Annotated in this window: 21 protein-coding genes; 9 read left to right on the forward strand and 12 right to left on the reverse strand. The window is 69.6% G+C overall.

The window, feature by feature from the left end; all coding sequences use genetic code 11:
* Positions 1 to 80: 80 nt before the first annotated feature.
* Entirely contained in the window at positions 81 to 758 is a 678-nt protein-coding gene (locus LA521A_RS00720) for a glutamine amidotransferase (protein WP_281780491.1), read from the forward strand.
* 78 nt (positions 759 to 836) lie between these two features.
* Complete coding sequence (locus LA521A_RS00725) at positions 837 to 1,775, forward strand: hypothetical protein (RefSeq protein ID WP_281780492.1); 939 nt, start codon at positions 837 to 839, stop codon at positions 1,773 to 1,775.
* Between the two features lie 7 nt (positions 1,776 to 1,782).
* Here LA521A_RS00725 and LA521A_RS00730 read toward each other — a convergent pair whose 3' ends face one another.
* The 5 genes from LA521A_RS00730 to LA521A_RS00750 form a co-directional block, all read right to left on the reverse strand.
* Positions 1,783 to 2,460: an RDD family protein gene (locus LA521A_RS00730; RefSeq protein WP_281780493.1), complete on the reverse strand. Its 678-nt coding sequence runs from the start codon at positions 2,458 to 2,460 to the stop codon at positions 1,783 to 1,785.
* Positions 2,457 to 3,251 carry a twin-arginine translocase subunit TatC gene (gene tatC, locus LA521A_RS00735; protein ID WP_281780494.1) on the reverse strand — a complete coding sequence of 265 codons (795 nt, stop codon included), beginning with the start codon at positions 3,249 to 3,251 and terminating at the stop codon, positions 2,457 to 2,459. Before tatC ends, LA521A_RS00730 begins: the two co-directional genes overlap by 4 nt.
* Complete coding sequence (gene tatB / locus LA521A_RS18970) at positions 3,248 to 3,841, reverse strand: Sec-independent protein translocase protein TatB (protein WP_425494545.1); 594 nt, start codon at positions 3,839 to 3,841, stop codon at positions 3,248 to 3,250. Before tatB ends, tatC begins: the two co-directional genes overlap by 4 nt.
* A gap of 30 nt (positions 3,842 to 3,871) precedes the next feature.
* Positions 3,872 to 4,111 (reverse strand): Sec-independent protein translocase subunit TatA, encoded by a 240-nt coding sequence (gene tatA / locus LA521A_RS00745; protein WP_281780495.1) that lies wholly within the window; start codon positions 4,109 to 4,111, stop codon positions 3,872 to 3,874.
* A 105-nt stretch (positions 4,112 to 4,216) separates the two neighbouring features.
* Entirely contained in the window at positions 4,217 to 5,125 is a 909-nt protein-coding gene (locus tag LA521A_RS00750; protein ID WP_281780496.1) for a lipid-binding SYLF domain-containing protein, read from the reverse strand.
* A gap of 315 nt (positions 5,126 to 5,440) precedes the next feature.
* Between LA521A_RS00750 and hemH the strand changes: the two genes are divergently transcribed.
* Both hemH and LA521A_RS00760 read left to right on the forward strand, forming a co-directional pair.
* Entirely contained in the window at positions 5,441 to 6,463 is a 1,023-nt protein-coding gene (hemH, locus tag LA521A_RS00755; RefSeq protein WP_281780497.1) for a ferrochelatase, read from the forward strand.
* Between the two features lie 6 nt (positions 6,464 to 6,469).
* Positions 6,470 to 7,342, forward strand: a complete 873-nt coding sequence (locus LA521A_RS00760; protein ID WP_281780498.1) for an alpha/beta fold hydrolase — start codon at positions 6,470 to 6,472, stop codon at positions 7,340 to 7,342.
* 24 nt (positions 7,343 to 7,366) lie between these two features.
* Here LA521A_RS00760 and LA521A_RS00765 read toward each other — a convergent pair whose 3' ends face one another.
* From LA521A_RS00765 to ttcA, 3 genes are all read right to left on the reverse strand, one after another.
* Positions 7,367 to 8,170, reverse strand: coding sequence for a M48 family metallopeptidase (locus LA521A_RS00765; RefSeq protein ID WP_425494546.1), 804 nt, complete (start codon positions 8,168 to 8,170; stop codon positions 7,367 to 7,369).
* A 123-nt stretch (positions 8,171 to 8,293) separates the two neighbouring features.
* A complete protein-coding gene (locus LA521A_RS00770; protein WP_281780499.1) occupies positions 8,294 to 9,199 on the reverse strand; it encodes a recombination-associated protein RdgC in 906 nt (301 codons plus the stop codon).
* 108 nt (positions 9,200 to 9,307) lie between these two features.
* Positions 9,308 to 10,204, reverse strand: coding sequence for a tRNA 2-thiocytidine(32) synthetase TtcA (gene ttcA, locus LA521A_RS00775; RefSeq protein WP_281780500.1), 897 nt, complete (start codon positions 10,202 to 10,204; stop codon positions 9,308 to 9,310).
* A 65-nt stretch (positions 10,205 to 10,269) separates the two neighbouring features.
* Here ttcA and LA521A_RS00780 point away from each other — a divergent pair, with 65 nt between their 5' ends.
* Positions 10,270 to 10,479: a YdcH family protein gene (locus LA521A_RS00780; protein ID WP_281780501.1), complete on the forward strand. Its 210-nt coding sequence runs from the start codon at positions 10,270 to 10,272 to the stop codon at positions 10,477 to 10,479.
* A gap of 92 nt (positions 10,480 to 10,571) precedes the next feature.
* Here the strand turns inward: LA521A_RS00780 and plsB are convergent, their stop codons facing one another.
* Positions 10,572 to 13,367: a glycerol-3-phosphate 1-O-acyltransferase PlsB gene (plsB, locus tag LA521A_RS00785; RefSeq protein ID WP_281780502.1), complete on the reverse strand. Its 2,796-nt coding sequence runs from the start codon at positions 13,365 to 13,367 to the stop codon at positions 10,572 to 10,574.
* A 23-nt stretch (positions 13,368 to 13,390) separates the two neighbouring features.
* Positions 13,391 to 14,374 (reverse strand): hypothetical protein, encoded by a 984-nt coding sequence (locus LA521A_RS00790; RefSeq protein WP_281780503.1) that lies wholly within the window; start codon positions 14,372 to 14,374, stop codon positions 13,391 to 13,393.
* A gap of 359 nt (positions 14,375 to 14,733) precedes the next feature.
* Here LA521A_RS00790 and LA521A_RS00795 point away from each other — a divergent pair, with 359 nt between their 5' ends.
* From LA521A_RS00795 to LA521A_RS00810, 4 genes are all read left to right on the forward strand, one after another.
* On the forward strand, positions 14,734 to 15,246 hold the full coding sequence (locus LA521A_RS00795; RefSeq protein ID WP_281780504.1) for a fimbrial protein: 513 nt from the start codon (positions 14,734 to 14,736) through the stop codon (positions 15,244 to 15,246).
* A gap of 74 nt (positions 15,247 to 15,320) precedes the next feature.
* Positions 15,321 to 16,052 carry a fimbrial biogenesis chaperone gene (locus LA521A_RS00800; protein WP_281780505.1) on the forward strand — a complete coding sequence of 244 codons (732 nt, stop codon included), beginning with the start codon at positions 15,321 to 15,323 and terminating at the stop codon, positions 16,050 to 16,052.
* The gene (locus LA521A_RS00805) at positions 16,049 to 18,739 is read left to right on the forward strand and encodes a fimbria/pilus outer membrane usher protein (RefSeq protein WP_281780506.1); all 2,691 of its coding nucleotides are present in this window, start codon (positions 16,049 to 16,051) and stop codon (positions 18,737 to 18,739) included. Before LA521A_RS00800 ends, LA521A_RS00805 begins: the two co-directional genes overlap by 4 nt.
* 13 nt (positions 18,740 to 18,752) lie before the next feature.
* Positions 18,753 to 19,829, forward strand: coding sequence for a fimbrial protein (locus tag LA521A_RS00810; RefSeq protein WP_281780507.1), 1,077 nt, complete (start codon positions 18,753 to 18,755; stop codon positions 19,827 to 19,829).
* A 55-nt stretch (positions 19,830 to 19,884) separates the two neighbouring features.
* Here LA521A_RS00810 and LA521A_RS00815 read toward each other — a convergent pair whose 3' ends face one another.
* Positions 19,885 to 20,223, reverse strand: a complete 339-nt coding sequence (locus LA521A_RS00815; protein ID WP_281780508.1) for a fimbrial protein — start codon at positions 20,221 to 20,223, stop codon at positions 19,885 to 19,887.
* 379 nt (positions 20,224 to 20,602) lie between these two features.
* Positions 20,603 to 21,508 carry an HAD family acid phosphatase gene (locus tag LA521A_RS00820; protein WP_281780509.1) on the reverse strand — a complete coding sequence of 302 codons (906 nt, stop codon included), beginning with the start codon at positions 21,506 to 21,508 and terminating at the stop codon, positions 20,603 to 20,605.
* Positions 21,509 to 21,513: the final 5 nt, after the last annotated feature.

A 21,513-nucleotide genomic window follows, 5' to 3' on the forward strand; every position in this document is an offset into this window, starting at 1 on the left:
ACGCCAACGTCCGACTCGCCGTGAATCACCGACATACCCGGCCCTTCCTCATCCTCGAGACCGGACAACCGGTCGCTTCGATGCGCCGCCATCGCGGCTTCCCGCACTGGATCCGCGTCGCCGCCGGCCTGGCCGCCGACGAGGCGGTGGTGGTGAACGTCGAAGGCGGCGATGCATTGCCCGCGCGCGAAGGCTTCGCCGGCACGATCATCACCGGCAGCGCCGCGATGGTCACCGAGCGGCGCGACTGGAGCGAACGCAGCGCGCAGTGGCTGCGCGACGCGGCGCAGGAAGGCATGCCGCTGTTCGGCATCTGCTACGGCCACCAGCTGCTGGCGCACGCGCTGGGCGGCGAGGTCGGCGTCAATCCGACCGGCCGCGAGATGGGCACCATCGACCTGGAGCTGCATCCGCATGCGGACGAGGACCCGCTGTTCAAGGGGCTGCCGTCGCAGTTCGCCGCGCAGGCCACGCACCTGCAGACCGTGCTGCGCGCGCCGGAGGGCGCGACAGTGCTGGCGCGTTCGAACCAGGACGACTGCCACGCCTTCCGCTGGGGCGAGCGTGCGTGGGGCGTGCAGTTCCATCCCGAATTCAGCGCCACGCACATGCGCGGTTACGTCCACGCGCGACGCGACGCGCTGCACGGCGAAGGCCGCTGCGCGAAATCGCTGGCGCGCGCGGTCAGCGCCACGCCGCATGCGCGCCGCGTGCTGCGCCGGTTCGTGCGCCACGCACGCGGCCTGCACGGGCACTGAAGTTTTCCAGCGTCACGATTCCTGCGCGCGACGACCTCGCCGCAGTCCCCCACGCGCCATCCATCGAAACCCTCCTCCATGACGACTCACGCAACCGGCCCGCTCGCCGGCCTCAACTGGCTCAAGCGCGGCATCAACCTCGGTCGCCACAACGCGCGCGCGGTGTTCGGCGCGGCGGCGATCATGATGTTCGTCGCGCTGCTGCCGAGCGTGCTGCAGCTGATCGTGTCGGCGATCGTCCAGCCCGACGCGAACGGCGCGATGGCCATCGCGGCCGGCGCGAACCTGCTGTCGATCGTGATCCTGTCGCCGTTCATGGGCGGCTTCCTGCGGCTGATCGACGCGACCGAGCACGCGCGTCCGGCTTCGGCGTCGGACATCTTCCAGCCGCTGCGCCACGGCGGCGACGCCGGGCGCCTGATCGGCTTCGGCCTGCTGATGACGCTGTATTACGTGATCATCGGCGTGGCGCTGATCACCGTGTTCGGCGACGGCCTGCTGGAGTGGATGACCAAGGTGATGACGCTGCAGCAGGCGGCCGGCGACACGCCGATCGACCGCTCGCAGTTGCCCGCCGCGCCGGAAGGCCTGGGCAGCCTGCTGGGCCTGGGCTCGATCCTGTTCCTGTTCCTCTCCGGCGTGTACGCGATCGGCTTCGGCCAGGTCGCGCTGGGCGGTCGTCCGGTGCGCCTGGCGATGGCCGACGGCGTGGTCGGCACGGCGAAGAACCTGTTGCCGATCCTGCTGCTCGCGATCCTGGTCGTGCTGGCCTCCATCCCGATCGGCCTGGTGCTGCTGGTGGTGCTCAGCATCGTCGCGGTGGTCGGTGGCGCCATCCACCCGGTGGTCGCCGCGGCGCTGGTGCTGCCGCTCTACCTCGCGCTGATGGTGGTGATGTACGTGGTGATGTTCGGCGTCATGTACTACCTGTGGCGCGACGTGTGCGGCCCGGCCGACACGCAGGGCAACGGCCCGCCGCCGCCGGCCAGCTCGAACCATCACCAGATCGAGCTGTAAGCGTCGCCTAGCCCAGCGCCCGCTCCACTGCCGCCTGCGCCAGCGACGCCAGGTGGCCCATCAGCGCCATCGTCAGCGCCGCGGCGATGCCCGCCTGGAGCACGACCCAGCCGCGGACCCATGCCGGAAGCGGCGCGTTCTCGCGGACGACGCGCGTGCCGCTTAGGCGGTCATGCAGCGCCACATGCTCCGGCGGGACGGCCGCCATCGCGTGGCCGAGGTTGAGCGTCGCCCACGACAGCAGTCCGGCGAATTCCCGCCCGATCGAGCGTGCCAGCGTGGGCGCGCGACCGTCCGCGTCCACCACCCGCAACCGTAGCAACCGCTTGCCCGGGCTGGCCTGCCAGCGCGACTGCTCGCCGGCGACCTGCCACGCGAACATCGCGACCGCGAAGGCCGTCGTCGGCACGAGCACCGCGTGCAGCACCCCGGCCTGGAGTGCGCCGATGGCCTGCCGGATCGACGGATCCGACACCATCGCGAACGCGTCCGGCGCGCCGCCGGCGTCCATTTGGGCGGCGAGCGCGCCGTAGATGCGGTCGAGGCAGGCGACGAAGGTCTGCTCGAGCGCGTGCAGCTCACGCGTCATGCGGCCCCACAGGAACGGCGCGATCAACGCGGCGACCAGCGCCGCATCCAGCGACCACGCCGCGTAGCGCGGCAACAGGCGCGCCGGTGCGCTCACGCGGTGGGCGACGGTCCGGCGGTGCCGGCGTCCTCGCGCGGCTTGAGCCAGCGCGAGGCGACGATGCCCAGTTCGTACAGGATGCACATCGGGATCGCGAGCATGAGCTGCGACACCACGTCGGGCGGCGTGATCACCGCCGCGACGACGAACACGCCGACGATCGCGTAGCCGCGCGACTCGCGCAGCTGCTGCGGCGTCACCCAGCCGAGCAGCACCAGGATCACCAGCGCGACGGGAAGCTCGAAGCTCGCGCCGAAGGCGAGGAAGATCACCAGCACGAAGTCGAGGTACTTGCCGATGTCGGGCGTCATCGCCACGACCTCGGGCGTGAAGCGCGCCAGGAAGCCGAACACTGACGGCAGCACCAGGAAGAACGCGAACGCGCAGCCGGTGTAGAACAGCGCCACCGCCGAGACCAGCAGCGGCATCGCCAGGCGCTTTTCGCGGTGGTACAGGCCCGGCGCGACGAACGCCCATGCCTGGTAGAGCAGCCACGGCATGGTGACCAGCAGCGCGGCGAAGAAGGCGAGCTTCACCGGCACGAAGAAGCCGCCGGCCGGATCGACCGCCACCAGCCGGCCGCTTTCAGGCAGCGAACTCAGCAGCGGCTGCGCGAGTATCGCGTAGATGTCGGCGGCGAACGGCAGCAGGCAGACGAAGACGAGGATCAGCCCGGCGACCGCGCGCAACAGCCGCGCGCGCAGTTCGATCAGGTGGTCGATGAGCCGCGGCTCGGCGTCGCTGCCGGCATCGGCGTGGGAGTCGTACGTGTCGTGATCGCGATTCATCGACGCTGCGCCCCGTCATCGGGGGCGAACGGATTGGGGCGGGTGACCGGCACGGGCTCGGCTTCCGAATCGGTTTCCACCGGAAGGCCGCGCGCGTACACGTCGTCGCGGCTGATGCCCGGCTCCACCGACTCCTCCGTCGAGGACACGTCCGGATCGGAGGACGAGGCGAGCGAGCGCTCCTCGAACTCGACCGGAGCCGGCGTCCCGGCATCGGGGGCGTTCTCCGGTGCGACGGCCGCCGCCGTGCCCGCCTGGGCGGCCGAACCGCGCACGTCGCGATCGAGCGCGTCGAGCTCGCGCTGCAGGGATTCCTGCTCGCGCTTGATGCGGTTGCGGGCCTCGTCGAGGCCTTCGTTGAAGTCCTGCTGCGCCTCGCGCAACGAGTTCTGCGTTTCGCGCAGGCTGCGCTTGAGCTCTTCGGCGGCCAGCTCGTTCTCGAGCTCTGACTTCACCGAATGCCACTGCGCGCGCGCACGCCGCACCCACAGGCCGGCGAAGCGCGCCGCCTTGGGCAGGCGCTCGGGCCCCAGCACGAGCAGGGCCACGACCGCGATGACGAAGATCTCGGAGAACCCGATGTCGAACATGGCCGCCGACCGCCAGTGCGCCGCGCCGCGTCAGCGCGGCGTGCGGTCGTCGTGCTTGGTGCTTTCGCCCGTGCGGGTCTCGTCGCGACGCTCGTCGCGCAGCTGCGCCGACGGCTTGTCGGCATCGTCATCGCCGTCGCGCACGCCCTTCTTGAAGCCCTTCACGGCTTCGCCGAGGTCCTTGCCGACGTTGCCCAGGCGCTTGGTGCCGAACACCAGCACCACGATCACCAGCACGATCAGCCAGTGCCAAAGACTCAAACCGCCCATGAGGAATGTCCGCGGGAAAATGGAGGTTCAGGATACCGCAGCACCATGACGGACGCTGTCATGTCGGCGCGTGCGGAGGGTTAAGAACGTGACGGCCGCACGCCGTCAGGGCAGCGGCTCGGCCTGAACCGGGCTTTCGACGGTCTCGAAGGCCGACGGCTGCTGCGCCTGCTGCGGGGCGTGGAGGGGGGCCGTGGTGGCCGAACCCGTGGCCGGCGCCGGCGAAGGAGCCGGTGCGGTGGACGAGGTCGTCGCCGGTCGCGGCGCCGAGGCGCGGGCGTTCGCGTCCGCGCTCGCGTTGGAACGGGCGGTTCGCGCGATGTTGCTGGCTTCCTCCAGGCGGTCGCGGAAATCCACCACCGCCGTCGACGGCTGGCCGTTCGCGCGGCCTTCGAAAATCATGCGCGGCGTGGTGTCGCGGCCGTAGACCGCTTCGTTGGCTTCGTCGTCGATGGACAGCACGGCGCCGTCCAGGGCGATGCCCGCGAACAGGCCGCGCGCACGCGACCACGACCAGATCTCGGCCTTGAGCTGGCCGTCGGTCGCGGTACCGGCGTTGCGGCCGACCGGGCCGGCGGCGACGCCCGCATCGGCGCCGAGCGTGACCTTGCCGTTGACGATGTTGTCCAGGCCGCGGTCGCTGCGGAACACCAGCACGATGTCCGCCGACTGCACGCCGGCCTGGAAGCCGATGCTGCCGCCGGTGAGCTTCACGAAGCTGGGGCTGGACCACGTGCCGTCGGGGTTCTTCACCGACAACAGACCGTGGCCGCGACGGCCGCCCAGCACCAGGCCGACCTTCAACGCATCGGGGACGACCACGATCCCGCGTGCCTCGTCGAGCAGCTTGTCGGGAATGCCGGATTCGGGAATCTGCTGGATGTCGGTGAGCACGCGCACGGCCTGGCGCGCGCGATCGTCCTCCTGTTGGCCGGCGACCGCCGAGGTGGTGACGCCAAGGGCGAGGGAGAGGACGGCGATACGCAGCAGGGCAGGGCGCGGCAGGCGGGACATGGCGGACTCCAGTGAAAACTCGACGATGCGCAGCAGGGGAGGTTCGAGCGGAATTCGAGCATTCGACCGCCGGCGCGGCAGTCGGTTCAGGCTAGTGATCCGGCAATGAATCCTTACCGAATCGGCGCGCACGTCAAGCGCCGAAAGTGCGATGCGCTCGCCTATCCTGACCAATCCGGTGTGCCAATCGTGTCGCCGGGTTCTTCCGCCCGATCCCGCAAACGAGCGATCGAACCGGACGCGACCGCAGCAGCGGCAGCCCGGTCCGGGGTCGCGTGGATTCGCGCACGACGGCGCAGCTGTCATCCTATGCGCATGCCCGCATCCGCCAGCATCGACGCCGCATCCGACGGCGCCACGTCCTCCCCGTCAGGCCTGCCGCCGGACACCGCCCTCGTCCTGGTGAACCTCGGCACGCCCGACGCGCCGACGCCCGCCGGCGTGCGGCGCTACCTCGCCGAATTCCTCGGCGACCGTCGCGTCGTTTCGCTGCCGCGCTGGTTGTGGTTGCCGCTGCTCCATCTGGTCGTGCTGCCGCTGCGCTCGAAGGTCGTGGCGAAGAAATACGCCAGCATCTGGATGGGCGGCGAGGACGGCGGTTCGCCGCTGGCCGTGTACACGCGCCGGCTCGCGTGGGCCGTGCAGAACGAGTTGCCGCAGCTGCGCGTGATCGATGCGATGCGATACGGCTCGCCCTCGCTCGCCTCGCGCCTGCGCCAGCTGCACCAGGCCGGCGTGCGCCGCGCGCTCGTGTTGCCGCTGTACCCGCAGTATTCGACGACGACCACCGCATCGGTCGACGACGTGCTTGCGCGCGAGCGCGCGCTGCCCACGCGCCTGGTCGAGAACTACCACCTCGACGACGGCTGGCTGGACGCCGTGGCCGATTCGATCCGCGCGCACCGCGCGCAGGTCGGTGCCGGCGAGCATCTGTTGTTCTCCTTCCACGGCCTGCCGCAGCGGCTGATCGACGAAGGCGATCCGTACCAGCGCCACTGCGAAGCCGGGGCGCGTGCGATCGCACGGCGCCTGGATCTGGCCGAAGAGGAATGGAGCCTGAGCTACCAGTCGCGTTTCGGCCGCGACAAATGGCTGGAACCGAGCACGCAACAGACGCTGCACGCGCTTGCCGCGCGCGGTGTCCGCAATGTCGACGTCGTCGCGCCGGGCTTCGCGGTGGACTGCATCGAAACTTTGGAAGAAGTGGCGATGATGCTTGCCGAGGAATTCGCGACGCTCGGCGGCACGCTGCGCTACATCCCGTGCCTCAACGACTCGCGCCCGCACGCGCGCGCGCTGGCCGGCATCGCGCGCCACGAACTGCACAACTGGATCTGAGAGCCGATGCCCGCGCGCGGTCTGCACGAATTCACCCTCGACACGCCCACCGGCCGCATCGCCGGCCTGCGCGGCCAGCCCGGCGGGCCGCGCGTGATCGCGCTGCACGGCTGGCTCGACAATGCCGCCAGTTTCGTGCCGCTGGCCGAACACCTCCACGGCATCGAACTGGTCGCCCCCGACCTGCCGGGCCACGGCGCCAGCGCGCATCTCGCGCCAGGCGCCGACTATTCGTTCGCCGCGGCGGTGAACGCCGTGCTCGACATCGCCGACGCACTGGGCTGGGACCGCTTTTCGCTGCTCGGCCATTCGATGGGCGCCGGCATTTCCAGCCTGGTCGCCGCCGCATGCCCGCAACGCGTGGAGCGTCTCGTCGCGATCGAAGCGCTCGGCGCGCTGGCCGAAGTGCCCGAGCGCACCGTGTCGCGCCTGCGCGAGGCGATCGCCGCCTATCGCGCGCTGCGCGGCAAATCGCTGCGCGTGTTTCCGGACGTCGCCATCGCGGTGCGAGCGCGCATGGCGGCCGGCGCGCAGGTCGGCAGCCGGCTCGAGGAGCGCGCCGCGCGGTTGCTCGTCGAACGCGGCGTCGTCCCGGTCGAAGGCGGCTTCAAGTGGTCGAGCGATCCGCGCCTGACGCTGCCGACGATGCAGCGCATGACCGAGCCGCAGATCCGCGACCTCGTCGCCGGCATCGAATGCCCCACGCGCGTGGTGTTCGCCGACCCCGCGCAGCCCTACCTGCCCGACCCGCTGCGCCGCGAGCGCGCCGCGCTGCTGCCGGCGGGCGAGCTGATCGTCATCGACGGCGGCCATCACCTGCACATGGAGCAGCCCGAGCGGATCGCGGGCGTGATCGGGGATTTCTTTATTCGCGGGTGAAGCCGGCGTGCGTCGGCAACGGCGTTACGTCTTCCCGCACAACGCGCGCAGCGTCGCCTTCAACCGCCGACCTTCGGCGTGGAAGTAATCGCGTTCCTCGCGCCATAGCGGGCAGCGCGCCTCGACTTCGCGCCAGAAGCTGCGCGAGTGATCGGCGTGGATCAGGTGGCAGAGCTCGTGCACCAGCACGTACTCGAACGCGCTCGGTCGCGCGAGCACGAGCGAGAGATCCAGCGCCATCGAGCCGTCCGGCGCGAGCGATCCCCATTGCGACGACATGATCTTGAACGTCACGCGGCGCGGCGCACGCGGCAGCGCGGGCAGGTAGCGCGGCATCCAGCGCCCGATGTCGGCGCGACCCTGTGCTTCGAGGAAATCGCGAACGGCGCGGCGCACCGCGGTGTCGCCGGCGCGCGCGGGATGCGTGAACAGCAGCTCGCCCGTGCCATCGCCCGCGTGGTCCAGCCGCGTGAAGCGTCCCGCCTGCCAGCGCACGTCGTGCAACGCGCCGCGCAGCGGCAATTGCAGCGGAACGCCGGGTTCCAGCGTCGGCATGCCGTCGACCGTGAAACGCTCCAGCTGCGCGGCGAGCCAGTCGCGGTGCTGCGTGACGAAGCGGTCCGCGGTGGCGAGGCTCGCGCGCATCGGGATGGTGAGGCGCGCGCCGCGTTCGTCGACCGACAGCTTCATCCGGCGCGCGCGGGGATCGCGCACGCGCTGGAGCGGAACGGTGCGGCCGTCGGGCAGTTCGATGTCGAGCGTCTCGCGCTCCACCGTGCGCGGCGTGGGCGCGAACAGGCGGGCGAGGGGGCGCATCGGCGACGGCATGGGACCATCTTAGCGATGCCGCGTGACGATGTGCGCCACGATGGCGCACACATCGCGCAGCTCGCGCAAGCGACTATCGAAATCCGCAACACTTTCCCGTCAGGAAAAGCGCGCGGAAGCGACTCAGGCGTCGGCCTTGGAGAGCTTCAGCGCGCCTTCCAGCACCGTGAACAGGCGGCGGAACTCGCCGGCCATCAACACGAAGCGCGCATCGAGTTCGGCGCGAAGATCGTCGCGCTCGGTCGATTCCAGCTCGTCCACCGCGCCGTCCAGCAGCTTGAACTTGCGCACGATGAGGTCTTCGCCGAGCACGAACGACACGTGGTCGTCGAGCGTCAACGCCAGGCGCGTGACCTGCTTGCCCGATTCCAGGTGCTTGGTGATCTCGTCGCTCTGCAGCTCCATGCGCTGCACCTTCACCACCGCGCCCTGTTCGATCGGATCGCGCAGTTCGCATTCATCGCCCAGCGACAGCCCCTCGGGCAGCGGCTCGCCCGCGACCCAACCGGTGAGGACCGAGCGCGGCGCGACTTCGGCGTTCAGCGGCAGCGCCGGGAAACTGCCCAGCGCGCGGCGGATCTCGCTGACCACGTTCTCGCCGGACTTACGGCTGGAGGTGTCCACCGCGACCACGCCCAGGCCCGCGTCGATGAGGGCGTCGGTGCGGCTGGGCTTCACGAACGCGCGCGGCAGCAGGTCGGTGATGAGTTCGTCCTTGATGCGCTTGCGCGTCTTGCCGCCGGGCTTGCGGCCTTCCTTCTGCTCGATCTCCGACAGCTTCTTGTTGAGCATGTCGTTGACGACCGAACCCGGCAGGATCTTGTCCTCGCCGCCAACGGCCAGCCACGTCGCATCGCTGCGGTTGTGGAGCATCTCCTCGGAATCGCGCCCGAACGGCGAGATGAAGCCGCGGCTGGACAGTTCCAGCGGGCCGACCGGCTTGAGCTGGCATTCGCCCAGGCCGCTTTCGAGTTCGTCGAGCTTGGTGGTGGTGGGGAAGCGGAACAGCGTCAGGTTGCGGAAGAACATTCAGGAGGCCGTGATTAGTGATTCGTGATTGGTGATTCGTGTTTGGATGAGCGGACGCGAAGCGCGGCGGCCAGGGTGCGGTGGCCGTCGCGAATCACGAATCACCAATCACGAATCACGTTCTTGCGGCTCGCCCGCCAGCCACGCATGCGCATCGGGCATCGGCGCGTCGCCGTGGCGACCGAGCGCGAGGAAATCGAACAGCTTCGGATCGCTCAGCTGCGAGGGGCGGATGTCGCCCAGCGCACGCGCGATGGTTTCGATGCGGCCGGGCGTTTCGCGCTCCCACGCGTCCATCATCCTCGATACCTGCTTGCGCTGCAGGTTCTCCTGCGAGCCGCACAGGTTGCACGGGATGATCGGGAAGCCCTTCGCCTGCGCGTATTGGCTGATGTCGTCCTCGCGCACGTAGGCGAGCGGGCGGATCACCACGTGCTTGCCGTCGTCGCTGAGCAGCTTGGGCGGCATGCCGGCGAGCTTGGCGTGGAAGAACAGGTTCAGGAAGAAGGTGGCGACCAGGTCGTCGCGATGATGGCCCAGCGCGATCTTGGTGAAGCCGTTTTCTTCCGCGTACGTATACAGCGCGCCGCGTCGCAGGCGCGAACACAGCGAGCACATCGTCTTGCCTTCGGGCACCACGCGCGTGACCACCGAGTACGTGTCCTGCTCGATGATGTGGTACGCAACGCCGATGGATTCCAGGTACTGCGGCAGCACGTGCTCGGGGAAATCCGGTTGTTTCTGGTCCAGGTTCACCGCGACCAGGTCGAACTTCACCGGCGCCTTCTGCTTCAGCTGCAGCAGGATGTCGAGCATGGTGTAGCTGTCCTTGCCGCCGGACAGGCACACCATCACCTTGTCGCCGTCCTCGATCATGCCGAAGTCGGCGATCGCGCGGCCGACCTGGTGTCGCAGGCGTTTGGCGAGTTTGTTGTTCTCGTGCGCGCGACGCTGCGCGCGCTGAGCAAGCGGCTGGGGTTCCAGCAGGGGCAGGACGGTACTCATGGACCGTCCATTCTACCGGCGCGGGCGCGGTGACGTCCGGCGCGGGGGCGCGTTAAGCTTCGGGCATGACCGACAGCGACGATCCCGCCGTGCTCGCGCACCAGCTGGCCGAATTGCGCCTGGAACACCGCGACCTCGACGCGGCGATCGAACGGCTCGCGCGGACGCCCGACGCCGACGAACTGACGGTCAAGCGCCTGAAGAAGCGCAAGCTGTGGCTGAAGGATTGCATCGCGCGGCTGGAAAGCGCGCTGATTCCGGACGAGCCGGCGTAACACGCCGCTTTTGTAGCCCGGGTAAGCGCCGTGGCCCTTCCGTCCCGGGTGCGCTTCGCTTACCCGGGCTGCAACGGCAACTGCAGCTGCCTCTACGCCGGATCGGCAGGCACCGCAGCCGGCTTCGCGCTCTCCGGGCTGATCTTCTCGATCGTGTGGCGCAGTTCGCGGCCGAGGATGAACTTGGCGTCCTTCGCCCACGTGTCCAGGCGGCTGTCGAAGGCGAGCTTGCTGTTCTCGTCCGGCCACACCAGGCGCATCTCGCGCAGCTTCTGGATGAAGCCGCGGAACAGCGTTTTGTCGAAGAACTCCGGCGCGGCCGGCGCGTAGAGCAGCGACAGGCGCTGTGCAGCGAGCTGGCACAGGCTTTCCAGTTCCGCGGCGGTCAGCGTGCCCGGGCCGTTCTTCACCAGCACCGAAATGGCGATGTAGTAGCGCTCGAACGCCTGCTGCAGCGAGTGGCCGATCGCACGCAGGCGGAAGACCTCGTCGGTCTGGCCCGCGTTGCGCGCGAGGATGCCGCCTTCATCGTCGCTGATCTTCTCCAGCAGGCCTTCGCGCACGAACACGTCGATCGTGCGGTTCAGGCGGTCGGCGAATTCCTCCTCCGTCCACGGCAGGAACAGCTCGGCCTGCAGGAACGGGTACACGCTGCGGCCCAGGCGCTGCACGCCGTTGATGCTCATGCGGCGGTTGTTCTGGAAACAGCATGCGATCCACGACGCCGCCGTGAACAGGTGCAGCACGTTGTTGCGGAAATAGCTCAGCAGCACGGCGTTGTCGCCGCTGACGCCCAGCACGTCGCCCAGCGGATGCTTGATGCGCGACAGGACGTTGATTTCCTCGCCGTGCGCGATGATTTCCTCGACCGGATGCGGCGTCACGGTGACGCGGTCGGAGTAGGGCAGCTCGGCCAGCAGCGTCTTGCTGAGCTGGATCTGCGCGCGCAGGTCGCCTTCGCCCATCGCGTGCTTGGGCGTGGACAGCAGCGCCAGCGCGAGCAGGTTGATCGGGTTGACGTCGGCGGCGCGGTTGACGTTCACCTGGATGCGCTGCGCGAGCGCGTCGACGGTGTTGGACAGCCACGCGGGCTTTTCCTCGTCGCCGACCGGCTGGCCGTCCCAGTCCGGCGCGTGCTCGGCCAGCACGTCGCCCAGGCGGATCGGTTCGCCGAAATTCACCACCACCTGGCCGTAGTTGCTGCGCAGCACCTTCGGGATGCCCATCAGCAGCTGCCAGATCGATTCCTTTTCCTTCGGCTTGCCGGACAGCTCGTCGAGGTAGCTGTTGCCTTCCATCAGCTTCTCGTAGCCGATGTAGATCGGCTGGAACAGCACCGGGCGCGTGGGCTGGCGCACGAAGGCACGCACCGTCATCGCGACCATGCCGCCCTTCGGCGGAAGCAGGCGGCCCGTGCGCGAACGTCCGCCCTCGACGAAGTACTCGATCGAATACCCGCCGGCGACCAGCTGCGCGACGTACTCGCTGAGCACCGCCGAATACAGCGCGCTGCCGCGGATGCTGCGGCGGATGAAGAACGCGCCGCCCTTGCGCAGCAGCGTGCCGACGACCGGCAGGTTGAGGTTGATGCCGGCCACGATGTGCGGCGGCACAATGCCGCGCGTGTACAGCAGGTAGCTCAGCAGCAGGTAGTCCATGTGGCTGCGGTGGCAGGGCACGTAGACCACTTCGTAGCCGGGCGCGTCGTCCTTCAGCTTGTCCAGGTGGTGGACGAGGACGCCGCGGTAGATGCGGTTCCACACCGGCGTGAGCAGGAAGCTCGCCGAACGCACGACGGGGTGCGAATAGTCGGCCGCGATCTCGTACGCGAAGCCGTGCGCCTTCTTCCACGCGTCGGCGAGCGAACTCTTGTCGCGCGCGGCCTGGTCGGCGATGGCTTCCTTCACCGTGGCCGACGAAAGCACCTGGTCGACCAGCAGTCGGCGCGTCGACAGGTCCGGCCCGATCACCGCCGCGCGGATGCGGCGGAAGTGCGCGCGCAGCACGCGCGAGAGCTTGCGCACGGTGCGTTCGGGCGGCAGGCCTTCGTCGACGATTGCGCGCAGGCTCACCGGCGGGGCGAAGCGCACCAGCGTGTCGCGACCGTTCAGCGCGATCGCGAGCAGGCGGCGGAAGCGGCCGACCAGCGTCCAGTTTTCCGAGAACAGCACCGAGAACCAGCCGCTGTTCTTGTCCGGCGCGCGGCCGACGAAGATCGACACCGGCACCAGCTGCACGTCCATCGTCGGATCGGCGCGATGCGCGTGGAGCAGGTGCGCGAGCGATCCGGAATGCGACTTCGGCGAGGGCGGCGCGGTGCCCAGCGACTGCTGCAACTGCGCCAGCGTGTTGACGTTGCGGCGCGACAACGCGAGGTAGGCGCGCTTGCGCTTGAGCGGGTCGCCCGGCAGCGGTTGCAGCGGCGAAGGCAGACCGGCTTCGCGGCAGGCGCGTTCCAGGATCAGCGCGTTCGACAGGCCGTAGTCCTCGAGCACGTAGCAGACCGGGCGGCCGCTCCATTCCTCCGGGATTTCGGCCGTCGGGTTGCGCGGCTCGACGGTGACCTGCACCCACGGCGCCATGATCCGGCCGAGCAGCTTCGCCCACCACGGGCGGCGCACCGACGGACGACGCGGGCCACCGGGGCGGCGGTTGTTGTTCGATAGCGGATCGTCCGGCGGCAGGTCGCCCGCGGGCACGTCGATCGGGAGCGCGGCCTGTGCGGGGTCGGCTTCGCTCGCCGGGGGCACGTCGGCCGCGCGCGGTTCGGCCTCGACGGTCGAGGCGTGCGGCATCGCCGCGTCCTCGCGGGCGGGAGTAGTGGCGGTCGTCGCGTCCTTGTCGGCGTCCGGGAAAGGCAGGGGCGTCTGGTTCGGCATCGCGGGCATTATGCCCTTCGCGCCTTGCGCGTTCAGGGCGCCGCGGCGGCGGCCGGGGCGTCGGCAGCGGCGGACGTCGCGGCGGGTTTGCGGCCTTGCGTCGTCGCGACCGGGGCATTTTCATCCGCGGTCGGCGAGGGCGCGGTGCCGTTCGCCGCGCGCGCGGCTTCGGCCTCGGCGTGGCGCAGGGCGTCGGTGAGGTACCAGTGGCCGTCGCGCCGCTCGACCGCCAATTCGGCTTGGATCGCCTTGCCCGCCAGCGTGTAGTCCAGGCGGATCCGGGCGCGGTCGCCGTCGCGTTCGATCAGGCTCGCCCGGGCGGTGCCGAGGTCGGCGTCCACGTCCAGCCCGTACGTCTTGAGCACCCGCTTCAGGCGTTCGAAGAACGGCCCCATGCGCTCCAGGCTGTGGCGCATGCCCAGCTCGCGGAAGCGTTCCGGCCCGCCGGCCAGCCCGGTGTGGCGGGCGCCGGCGACCAGCGAGGGAATCGTCTGGCGCGCAAGTTGCACGTCGCCCAGCGGCGCCTTCTGCGCCCAGCGGCTGATCGCGCTCACCAGTTGCACGTAATGGGCCCGCTCGTCGTCGCTGTAATCGCCCTCGGCGCGCAGGTATTGCGTCGCGAACAATCCCAGCGTGGCCGCAGCGGAGCGGAGCTCGGCGTTCGCGCCGGAAAATTGACGCTGGTAGACGGTCAGCAGCTGCTTCTCGGCGCCCGGCGCCGACAGCGCGTCGATGAAGGCGGGCAGGCGGTCGTCCAGCGGAAGGTCGGTAAGCGGCCAGCGCGTGCGGCCCTCGCTCCATGCGGTATCGAGCCTGGCGTGCAGCTCGGGCGGGACGGCGTGGCGCGAGTAGCTCACCAGGTCGTTGCGCCGCAGGTCGCGGATCAGCTGCTCGACGGCCTGCGTGGGTTCGGTCGGGGTCGGCTCGACCACCGGCGCGGGCGCGCGCTGGCAACCGGCCACCGCGAGGGCTGCCAGCAGCGTCAGCGCGGCGGTGGCGCGTGCGATCGATGTCATGCGGATGCGGCTCCCCCGAAGTCGCTGGCGGCATCTTGGCGGCGCGACCGGATGCCGGCAAGCCAAGGCCGTCCCGGATTGAAAAAGTGGAATGGCGCGTCGGAATACCGGCATCACGTCACAAATCCGCGGGTCAAAAAGTGACGCAGCGTGTCGAAAAGCGTCTTCAGGCTCGAAAAGTGTGATCGAAATCCCGTTCAGGATTGGCGAAATCGGCTGCTTCACGCGTTCCTAACGGCCTGGAACGGTTTTTGAGACGGTTGGCACAGATTCTGCTTTCCAAGCCCTGACCCGGCATTCCTGCCGGCGCAAGCGTCCAGCCACGCGCCGGACCTTCCAACTCCAAGGGCTCCGTTCTCATGAAGAAGATCCTCCTCGTCGCGGCCGCCGTCGCCGGCCTCGCCTCCATCGCCCCGGCGTTCGCTGCCGACGGCACCATCACCGTCACCGGCAGCGTCAGCACCACGACCTGCAAGGTCGCCAACAACGGCGCCGTCGCCGTCGTGCTGCCGACCGTCGCCGCCACCGCGCTGAGCTCCGCCGCGGCCGTGGCCGGCTACCAGCCGTTCTCGATCAACCTCACCGGTTGCGGCGGCAGCACCCGCGTCACCACGTACTTCGAGCCGGGCGCCACGATCGCCGCCAACGGCAACCTGATCAACGCCGGCTCGGCGACGAACGTCCAGGTCCGCCTGTTCAACGACGACCGCTCGGTCATCAACCTGGCCGGCGGCCCGACCGCGCAGGGTTCCAAGCAGTTCACCATCGACACGGCCGGCGCGCTGAACTACTACGCCGCCTACTACGCCACCGCCCCGGCCACCGCCGGCACGGTGAGCACGAGCGTCATCTACTCGGTGACCTACCAGTAAGCAGTCCCCGCAGCGGGCGTGGCCATGCGCCTCGCCCGCTTTCGGCGCCCCCGGCCGATTCCAGAGATAACCCCATGACGACGATCTTCCACCGCGTCGCCGCCGCGGCGCTGCTCGCTGCGTGCGCCATCGCGCCTTCCGTGCACGCCAACGTGCTCATCGGCGGCACGCGCGTGATCCTTCCCGCGAAGGGTGGCGAGGTCACCGTCCGCCTGACCAACGACAACACGACGCCCGCCCTGGTGCAGGCGTGGATCGACCGCGGCGACCCGCAGTCGACGCCCGATTCGGTCGACACCCCTTTCCTGGTCACGCCGCCCATGTTCCGCATGGAGCCGCAGCGAGACCAGAGCCTGCGCATCCTCTACACCCGCGAACCCCTCCCGGCGGATCGCGAATCGCTGTTCTGGCTCAACGTGCTGGAAGTGCCGCCCAAGCCGGCGGAGCTGGAGGCCGATGGCAAGAACTACATGCAGCTTGCCGTGCGCTCGCGGCTGAAGCTGTTCTTCCGTCCGCAAGGCCTGCAGGGCGATCCGCTCAAGGCCGCCGAACAACTGCGCTTCCAGGTCTCGGCCGGATCGGTGCTGGTCAGCAACCCGACGCCGTACCACGTGACCATCAGCGACCTGGCCATCGACGTCGGCGGCAAGGCCTACGCCAGCGAAAGCGGCATGGTGGCCCCGATGTCGGAACTGCGCCTGCGCGCCGAAGGCCTCCCGGCCGCGGCGGCGGGCACGGCGGTCCGTTTCACCATCGTCAACGACTTCGGCGCGGCTACCGCGCTGACCGGAGCCGTCGCTCCGTGACGAACCGCGCCGGCCATCGCCTGCCGGCTTTCCGGGTGCCGGGCCGTGCGCTCCTGGGCACCGCGATCGGCTGCGCGCTCTTCGCCTGGTCGACGGCACACGCCGCACCGACAGCGCCCGCCGACGCCCAGTTCGACGTGACGCTGCTCGCCGGTGGCGCGCAGCAGGCGGTCGACCTCTCGCGCTTCGAGCGCGGCAACGTGGTGTCGCCCGGCCTGTACCGCCTCGATCTCTACCTGGACGGCCAGTGGTCGGGCGCCTCCGATGTCCGCTTCGTCGCGCCCAGCCCCGACGAGAGCGCCGTGCCGTGCTTCACCGCCGCGATGTTCGACCGCCTCGGCCTGCCGCGCGCGAAGCTGGACGAGGCCGCGCGTGCGCGGCTGGAAGCGAAGGACGGCTGCGTCGCGATCCAGGACGTCATCCCCGGTGCCATCGCGACGTACGACCAGACCGAACTGCGCCTGGACGTGACCGTGCCGCAGGCGTGGCTGGGCTATCGCGCGCGTGGCTATGTCAGCCCGGACCAGTGGAGCAGCGGAGTGACCGCCGGCCTGCTCGACTACAGCGCCAATCTCTATCGCACCCGCAGTGGCGAGCTGGAACAGACGGCGGGCTTCGTCGGCCTCAATGCCGGGCTGAACCTCGGCGCGTGGCGCCTGCGGCACGACGGCAACTACAGCTGGCAGTCCGCCGTGGCCGGCGCGCCCACCAGACGCCAGTACGAGTCGATCGCCACCTACGCCCGCCGCGACATCGCCTCGATGAACGCGCAGGTCACCCTGGGCGACAGCTATACGACGGGCGAACTGTTCGACAGCGTCGGCATCCGTGGCCTGCAACTGGCGACCGACGACCGCATGCTCCCCGAATCGCAGCGCGGCTACGCGCCGACCGTACGCGGCGTGGCCGAGAGCAACGCCCGCGTCACCATCCGCCAGAACGGCGTGCTGCTGTACGAAACCACGGTGTCGCCCGGTCCGTTCGCCATCGACGATCTCTACGCGACCGGTTACGGCGGCGACCTGGCGGTCACGGTCACCGAAGCCGACGGCCGCGTGCGCGCGTTCTCCGTGCCGTATGCCGCCGTTCCGCAGCAGCTGCGCCCCGGCACCTCGCGCTTCGGCGTCGCCGTGGGCACGGTGCGCGAGGACACGTCGCACGACGAGCCCATGCTGGTCCAGGCGACGCTGCAGCGCGGCCTCACCAATGCGGTGACCGGCTATGGCGGCCTGCTCGGCACGACCGGCTACGGTGCCGCGCTGGGCGGCGTAGCCCTCAACACGCGCGCCGGCGCGATCGCGCTCGACCTCACGGTCGCGCGCACCGAGCTGCCGGGCCAGGAGCGCCAGAGCGGCCAGAGCCTGCGCGCCACCTACAGCAAGATCCTCCCCGGCTCCGGCACGTCCTTCAGCCTGGCCTCGTACCGCTATTCGACCGACGGCTACTACAGCCTGCGCGAAGCCCTCGCCGCGCGCGATTTCGCGCTGGGTCGGCCGATCGACGACGGCCTGCCGGACGAGGACCTCGCCGGCGTGCTCACGCCGGAACAGCGCGCCGCGCTCCAGAGCGATCGCAACGCCAGCCTGCTCGCGTACACCGATGCGCTGCAGCGCCAGCGCAATCGCTTCGACCTCAACCTCAACCAGCGCCTGGGCCAGGCCGGCGGCAATCTGTACGCGACCCTATCGGCGCGCGACTACTGGACGCGCGAAGGCACCGACACGCAGTTCCAGGTCGGCTACAACAACCACTACCGCTGGTTCAATTACGGCGTGACGGCCACGCGCCTGCGCGACCTGCAGGGTCGCTACGCCAACCAGTTCTCGCTCAACTTCACCGTGCCGCTGGGCAGCAGCCCGCGCGCGCCGATGGCCACCGCGGCGCTGGTGCACGACACCGAAGGCCAGAACCAGACGCAATTGACCGTCTCCGGCAGCGCCGGCGAGGCCAACCAGTTCACCTACGGCGTGAGCGGCGCCCACAGCGACGCCGTCGGCACGTCCGGCAGCGTCAACGCCGGCTATCGCGCGCCCTGGGCGGCGGCGAACGCCAGCTACGGCCAAGGCGACGGGTATTCGCAGGCGTCGCTGGGCGTGTCGGGCACCGTCGTCGCGCACGCTGGCGGCATCACCCTGGGCCAGCCGGCCGGCGACACGGTGGCGCTGGTGCACGCACCCAACGCCCGGGGCGCCAGCGTCGCCAACGCGCCCGGCGTCAAGGTCGACCGCTTCGGTTACGCGCTGGTCCCGTACCTCTCGCCGTACCAGATGAACGTCGTGGAGCTGGACCCGAAGGGCCTGCCGCTCGACGTGCAACTCAACGCCACCAGCGCCCGCGTGGCGCCGACCGCGGGCAGCGTCGCGCTGCTCGAGTTCGACACCGAATACGGCCGCACGCTCCTGCTGCGCGTGCGCATGGCCGACGGCCGCGTCGTACCGTTCGGCGCCGAAGTCACCGATCTGCAGGGCCAGGCGCTCGGCACCGTCGGCCAGGGCGGCCGCCTGCTGCTGCGCGGCGCTACGAAGCAAGGCACGGTCTCGCTCAGCTGGCAGGAAGGCGACAAGCCGATGCAGTGCACCTTCACCTACCAGACGCCGGAGTCCGTGCCGGGCGCCGCCGCCAACGAATTGCCGACGGCCGACGCGCGCTGCACGCCGACGGTCACCTTTGCCGCCGCCAGCCTGTGATCGACTGGAATCCATGAAGACGCCCCCCCGGAAGATCCCCAGCCCGCACGCGACGCAACATCGCCGGGTCTTGCCGTGGATCGGTGCGCTGGTGTTCCTCCTGCTCGTGCTGCTGGTCGCCGTTCCCGGCGCCGCGCACGCCGCAACGGCCAACTGCACCACCACGTCGGCAGGGACGTTGAACATGGGCAGCGTCACCGTCGAACCCGACATGCCGGTCGGCACGCTGCTGGGCACGCCGACGTCGATCACGATGCGGTTCACCTGCACCAACATTCCCGGCGTGAGCGACGGCGGCAACAGCCTCTTCATCCAGGCCGGTGGGCTGGCGCCGCGCGATGCGATGGATACCGGCGCCAACGGCATCATCTTCGCCACCTCGATCGACGGCATCGGCCTGAAGCTCACCAGCACCGACGACATGCCCAAGGCCGAGGTCTGCCTGCAGTGCGGCCCGTTCTCCACGGCGGGCTTCGAGATCGGCCCGGTCTCGCGCACGCAGCGCTACGTCAACCAGAACTTCACCGCGCAGTTCATCAAGACCAAGGCCGAAGTGAGCCCGGGCACGGTGCAGGGCGTGCGCCTGATGCAGTTCTGGTGGTACGAGTACGGCTTCACGGCCAGCAGTGGCCCGATGAGCACCGGCCTGACCTTGAACGGCGGCGCGACCGTCGCCGTGACGGGGTGCAAGGTGAACACCGACTCGCAGAACATGACGGTCACGCTGCCGCGCATCGGCACCGCCGCGTTGCCGGCGGTGAACTCGACCGCCGGCCGCACGCGCTTCAACATCAACCTCAACTGCCAGGCGGGCACGACGGCGCGCATCACCTTCGCCACGACCAGCGCCTACAGCAGCGCCAACGGCGTGATCAATCCGACCACGGGCACGGGCATGGCGAGCAACGTCGGCATCCAACTGCTCAACGCGGCGGCAAGCGCCCCGGTCCCGTTCAACGTGGCGCAATCGATGGGCGCCACGCCCAACGGCGCGTGGACGCTGCCGTTCCATGTGCAGTACTACCGCACCGGCGCGATCACCGCAGGCAACGTGCGCGGCACGCTGACCTTCACCATGACCTACCAGTAACCGCGGTGGGCGCGCCGGCTAAAGCCGCGCGCATCGGGGTCGTAAACCTTCCTGGTCAGTCGTACGTCTGCGTCGCCACCCAGACCGTTTCCTGGTTGCCCGCAGCGCGGACGTAACCCGCGTAGTAGCTCACCAGTTGCGAGCGCGCATGCGCCGTCGCGGGTTCCACCTGCAAGGTGTAGGTCGAGGGGCTCGATGTCCCCGCGCAGGTGGTTCGATGAAGGTGTTGCGGCACGGTCTGTGCAGGTGTCTGGATGACGGCGGGCGCGCAGGTGGGATTCACCACGCTGCCCGTGAACGTGATGCGGCCGCCGGCCGCATGCGCATTCGCGCTCGCCGTTACTACCACCATTGCGCAGAGCACGGCGCCCACCGTGGCTCTGACTCGCTTCATGGCCTTTCGTTGCGCCTCACTGCGCGTAGTTCGCCTGTTCGCTCCATCGGCCGGGCTGAAGCTTCCTGAAGGGCATGGCCCGGTCGGCGTCCAAGAATTGCGACCGACGTCACATTTCGCGCGGCGCTACGCCGCCCGGATAGCCAAGCGCATCCGGGGTCATGGCGATGTGTTCTGGGAGGCGCGATGGCCGGCGTGGGCGCGCCGGCGAAGAAAAAAGGAGGCCGGGGCCTCCTTCAAATCCGGCCGGGGCCGGAGGACTTCGAGTTGTGGCATGGCTCCGGCTCGCGCCGGACGGAGGGCAGACTAACGGGCCTTCAAACCTAATGCAACCCCTTAAGAGATGCGGTGCAAGTCTTTGAATTTGAAGGCGTGACCCTCACTCCTGCCGCAGCGCCGCGCGCTTGGCCTCGCGGCGCGCCTCGCGCGGCTGGGCCCACTCGTTGTTGAACAGCGCCGGCTCCCAGCTGCCGTACGTCGGATTGGGCAGCATGAACCAGCGTTCGCCGAACCAGTCGCCGTATTCGTCCAGCAACTGCGCGCGGCCTTCGCGCGTGTTCGCGGTCACCTGCACGAAGTCGCCGAGCTGGTCGCCGAACTGCATCAGCACGCGGTACTGCTGCCCGGCGAGGCGGCGACGGCAATCCTTCTCGCTGCCGTTCTGTTCGCAGCCTTCGACGACGGTGCCGAGCCCGAGGAACACGCTGTCGTCCTTCACCGGCATGCCGACGGCCTTGAGGTTGGCGATCGTCGCGTCCTTCAGGTGCACGGCGCGGTTGGACAGATAGATGATCGTCACGCCCTTCGCGGCGGCGGCCTTGGCGAAATCGACCACGCCCGGCACGGCGCGCGCCTTCTTCTCGGCGACCCACGCGTCCCAGGTGACCTCGTCGTACTCCTTGCCCTGGCTGACCAGGCGCGCCTGGTAGGGCGAGTTGTCGAGCACGGTCTCGTCGACGTCCATGACGACCGCCGGCGGCAGGCCGTCGGCCGGATTGCCGCGTTCGCCGGTCACCAGCGCGTCCCAGTGCTTTTCCTTCAGCGCGACGTCCAGTTTGTCCGCGGCGGCGCGATAGATCGTGGTCGTCGCGGCCGGGTACTCGGCGCTGGCCTGCACCCACAGCACGGCATTGAGGTTGTCGTCGGCCGGCGTCGCCGGCTTCGCGGCCGCGGCAGGCGTGGCCGCGGGAGCGGGCGCGTCGGGCGCGAGCGTGTCGGCGCGCTTGCAGGCGCCCAGCGCGAGCGCGCAGGCGAGGACGGACAGGGTGAGGGCGCGAGGCGACATGGCGA

This window comes from Lysobacter auxotrophicus (assembly GCF_027924565.1).
GTDB lineage: Bacteria > Pseudomonadota > Gammaproteobacteria > Xanthomonadales > Xanthomonadaceae > Lysobacter_J > Lysobacter_J auxotrophicus.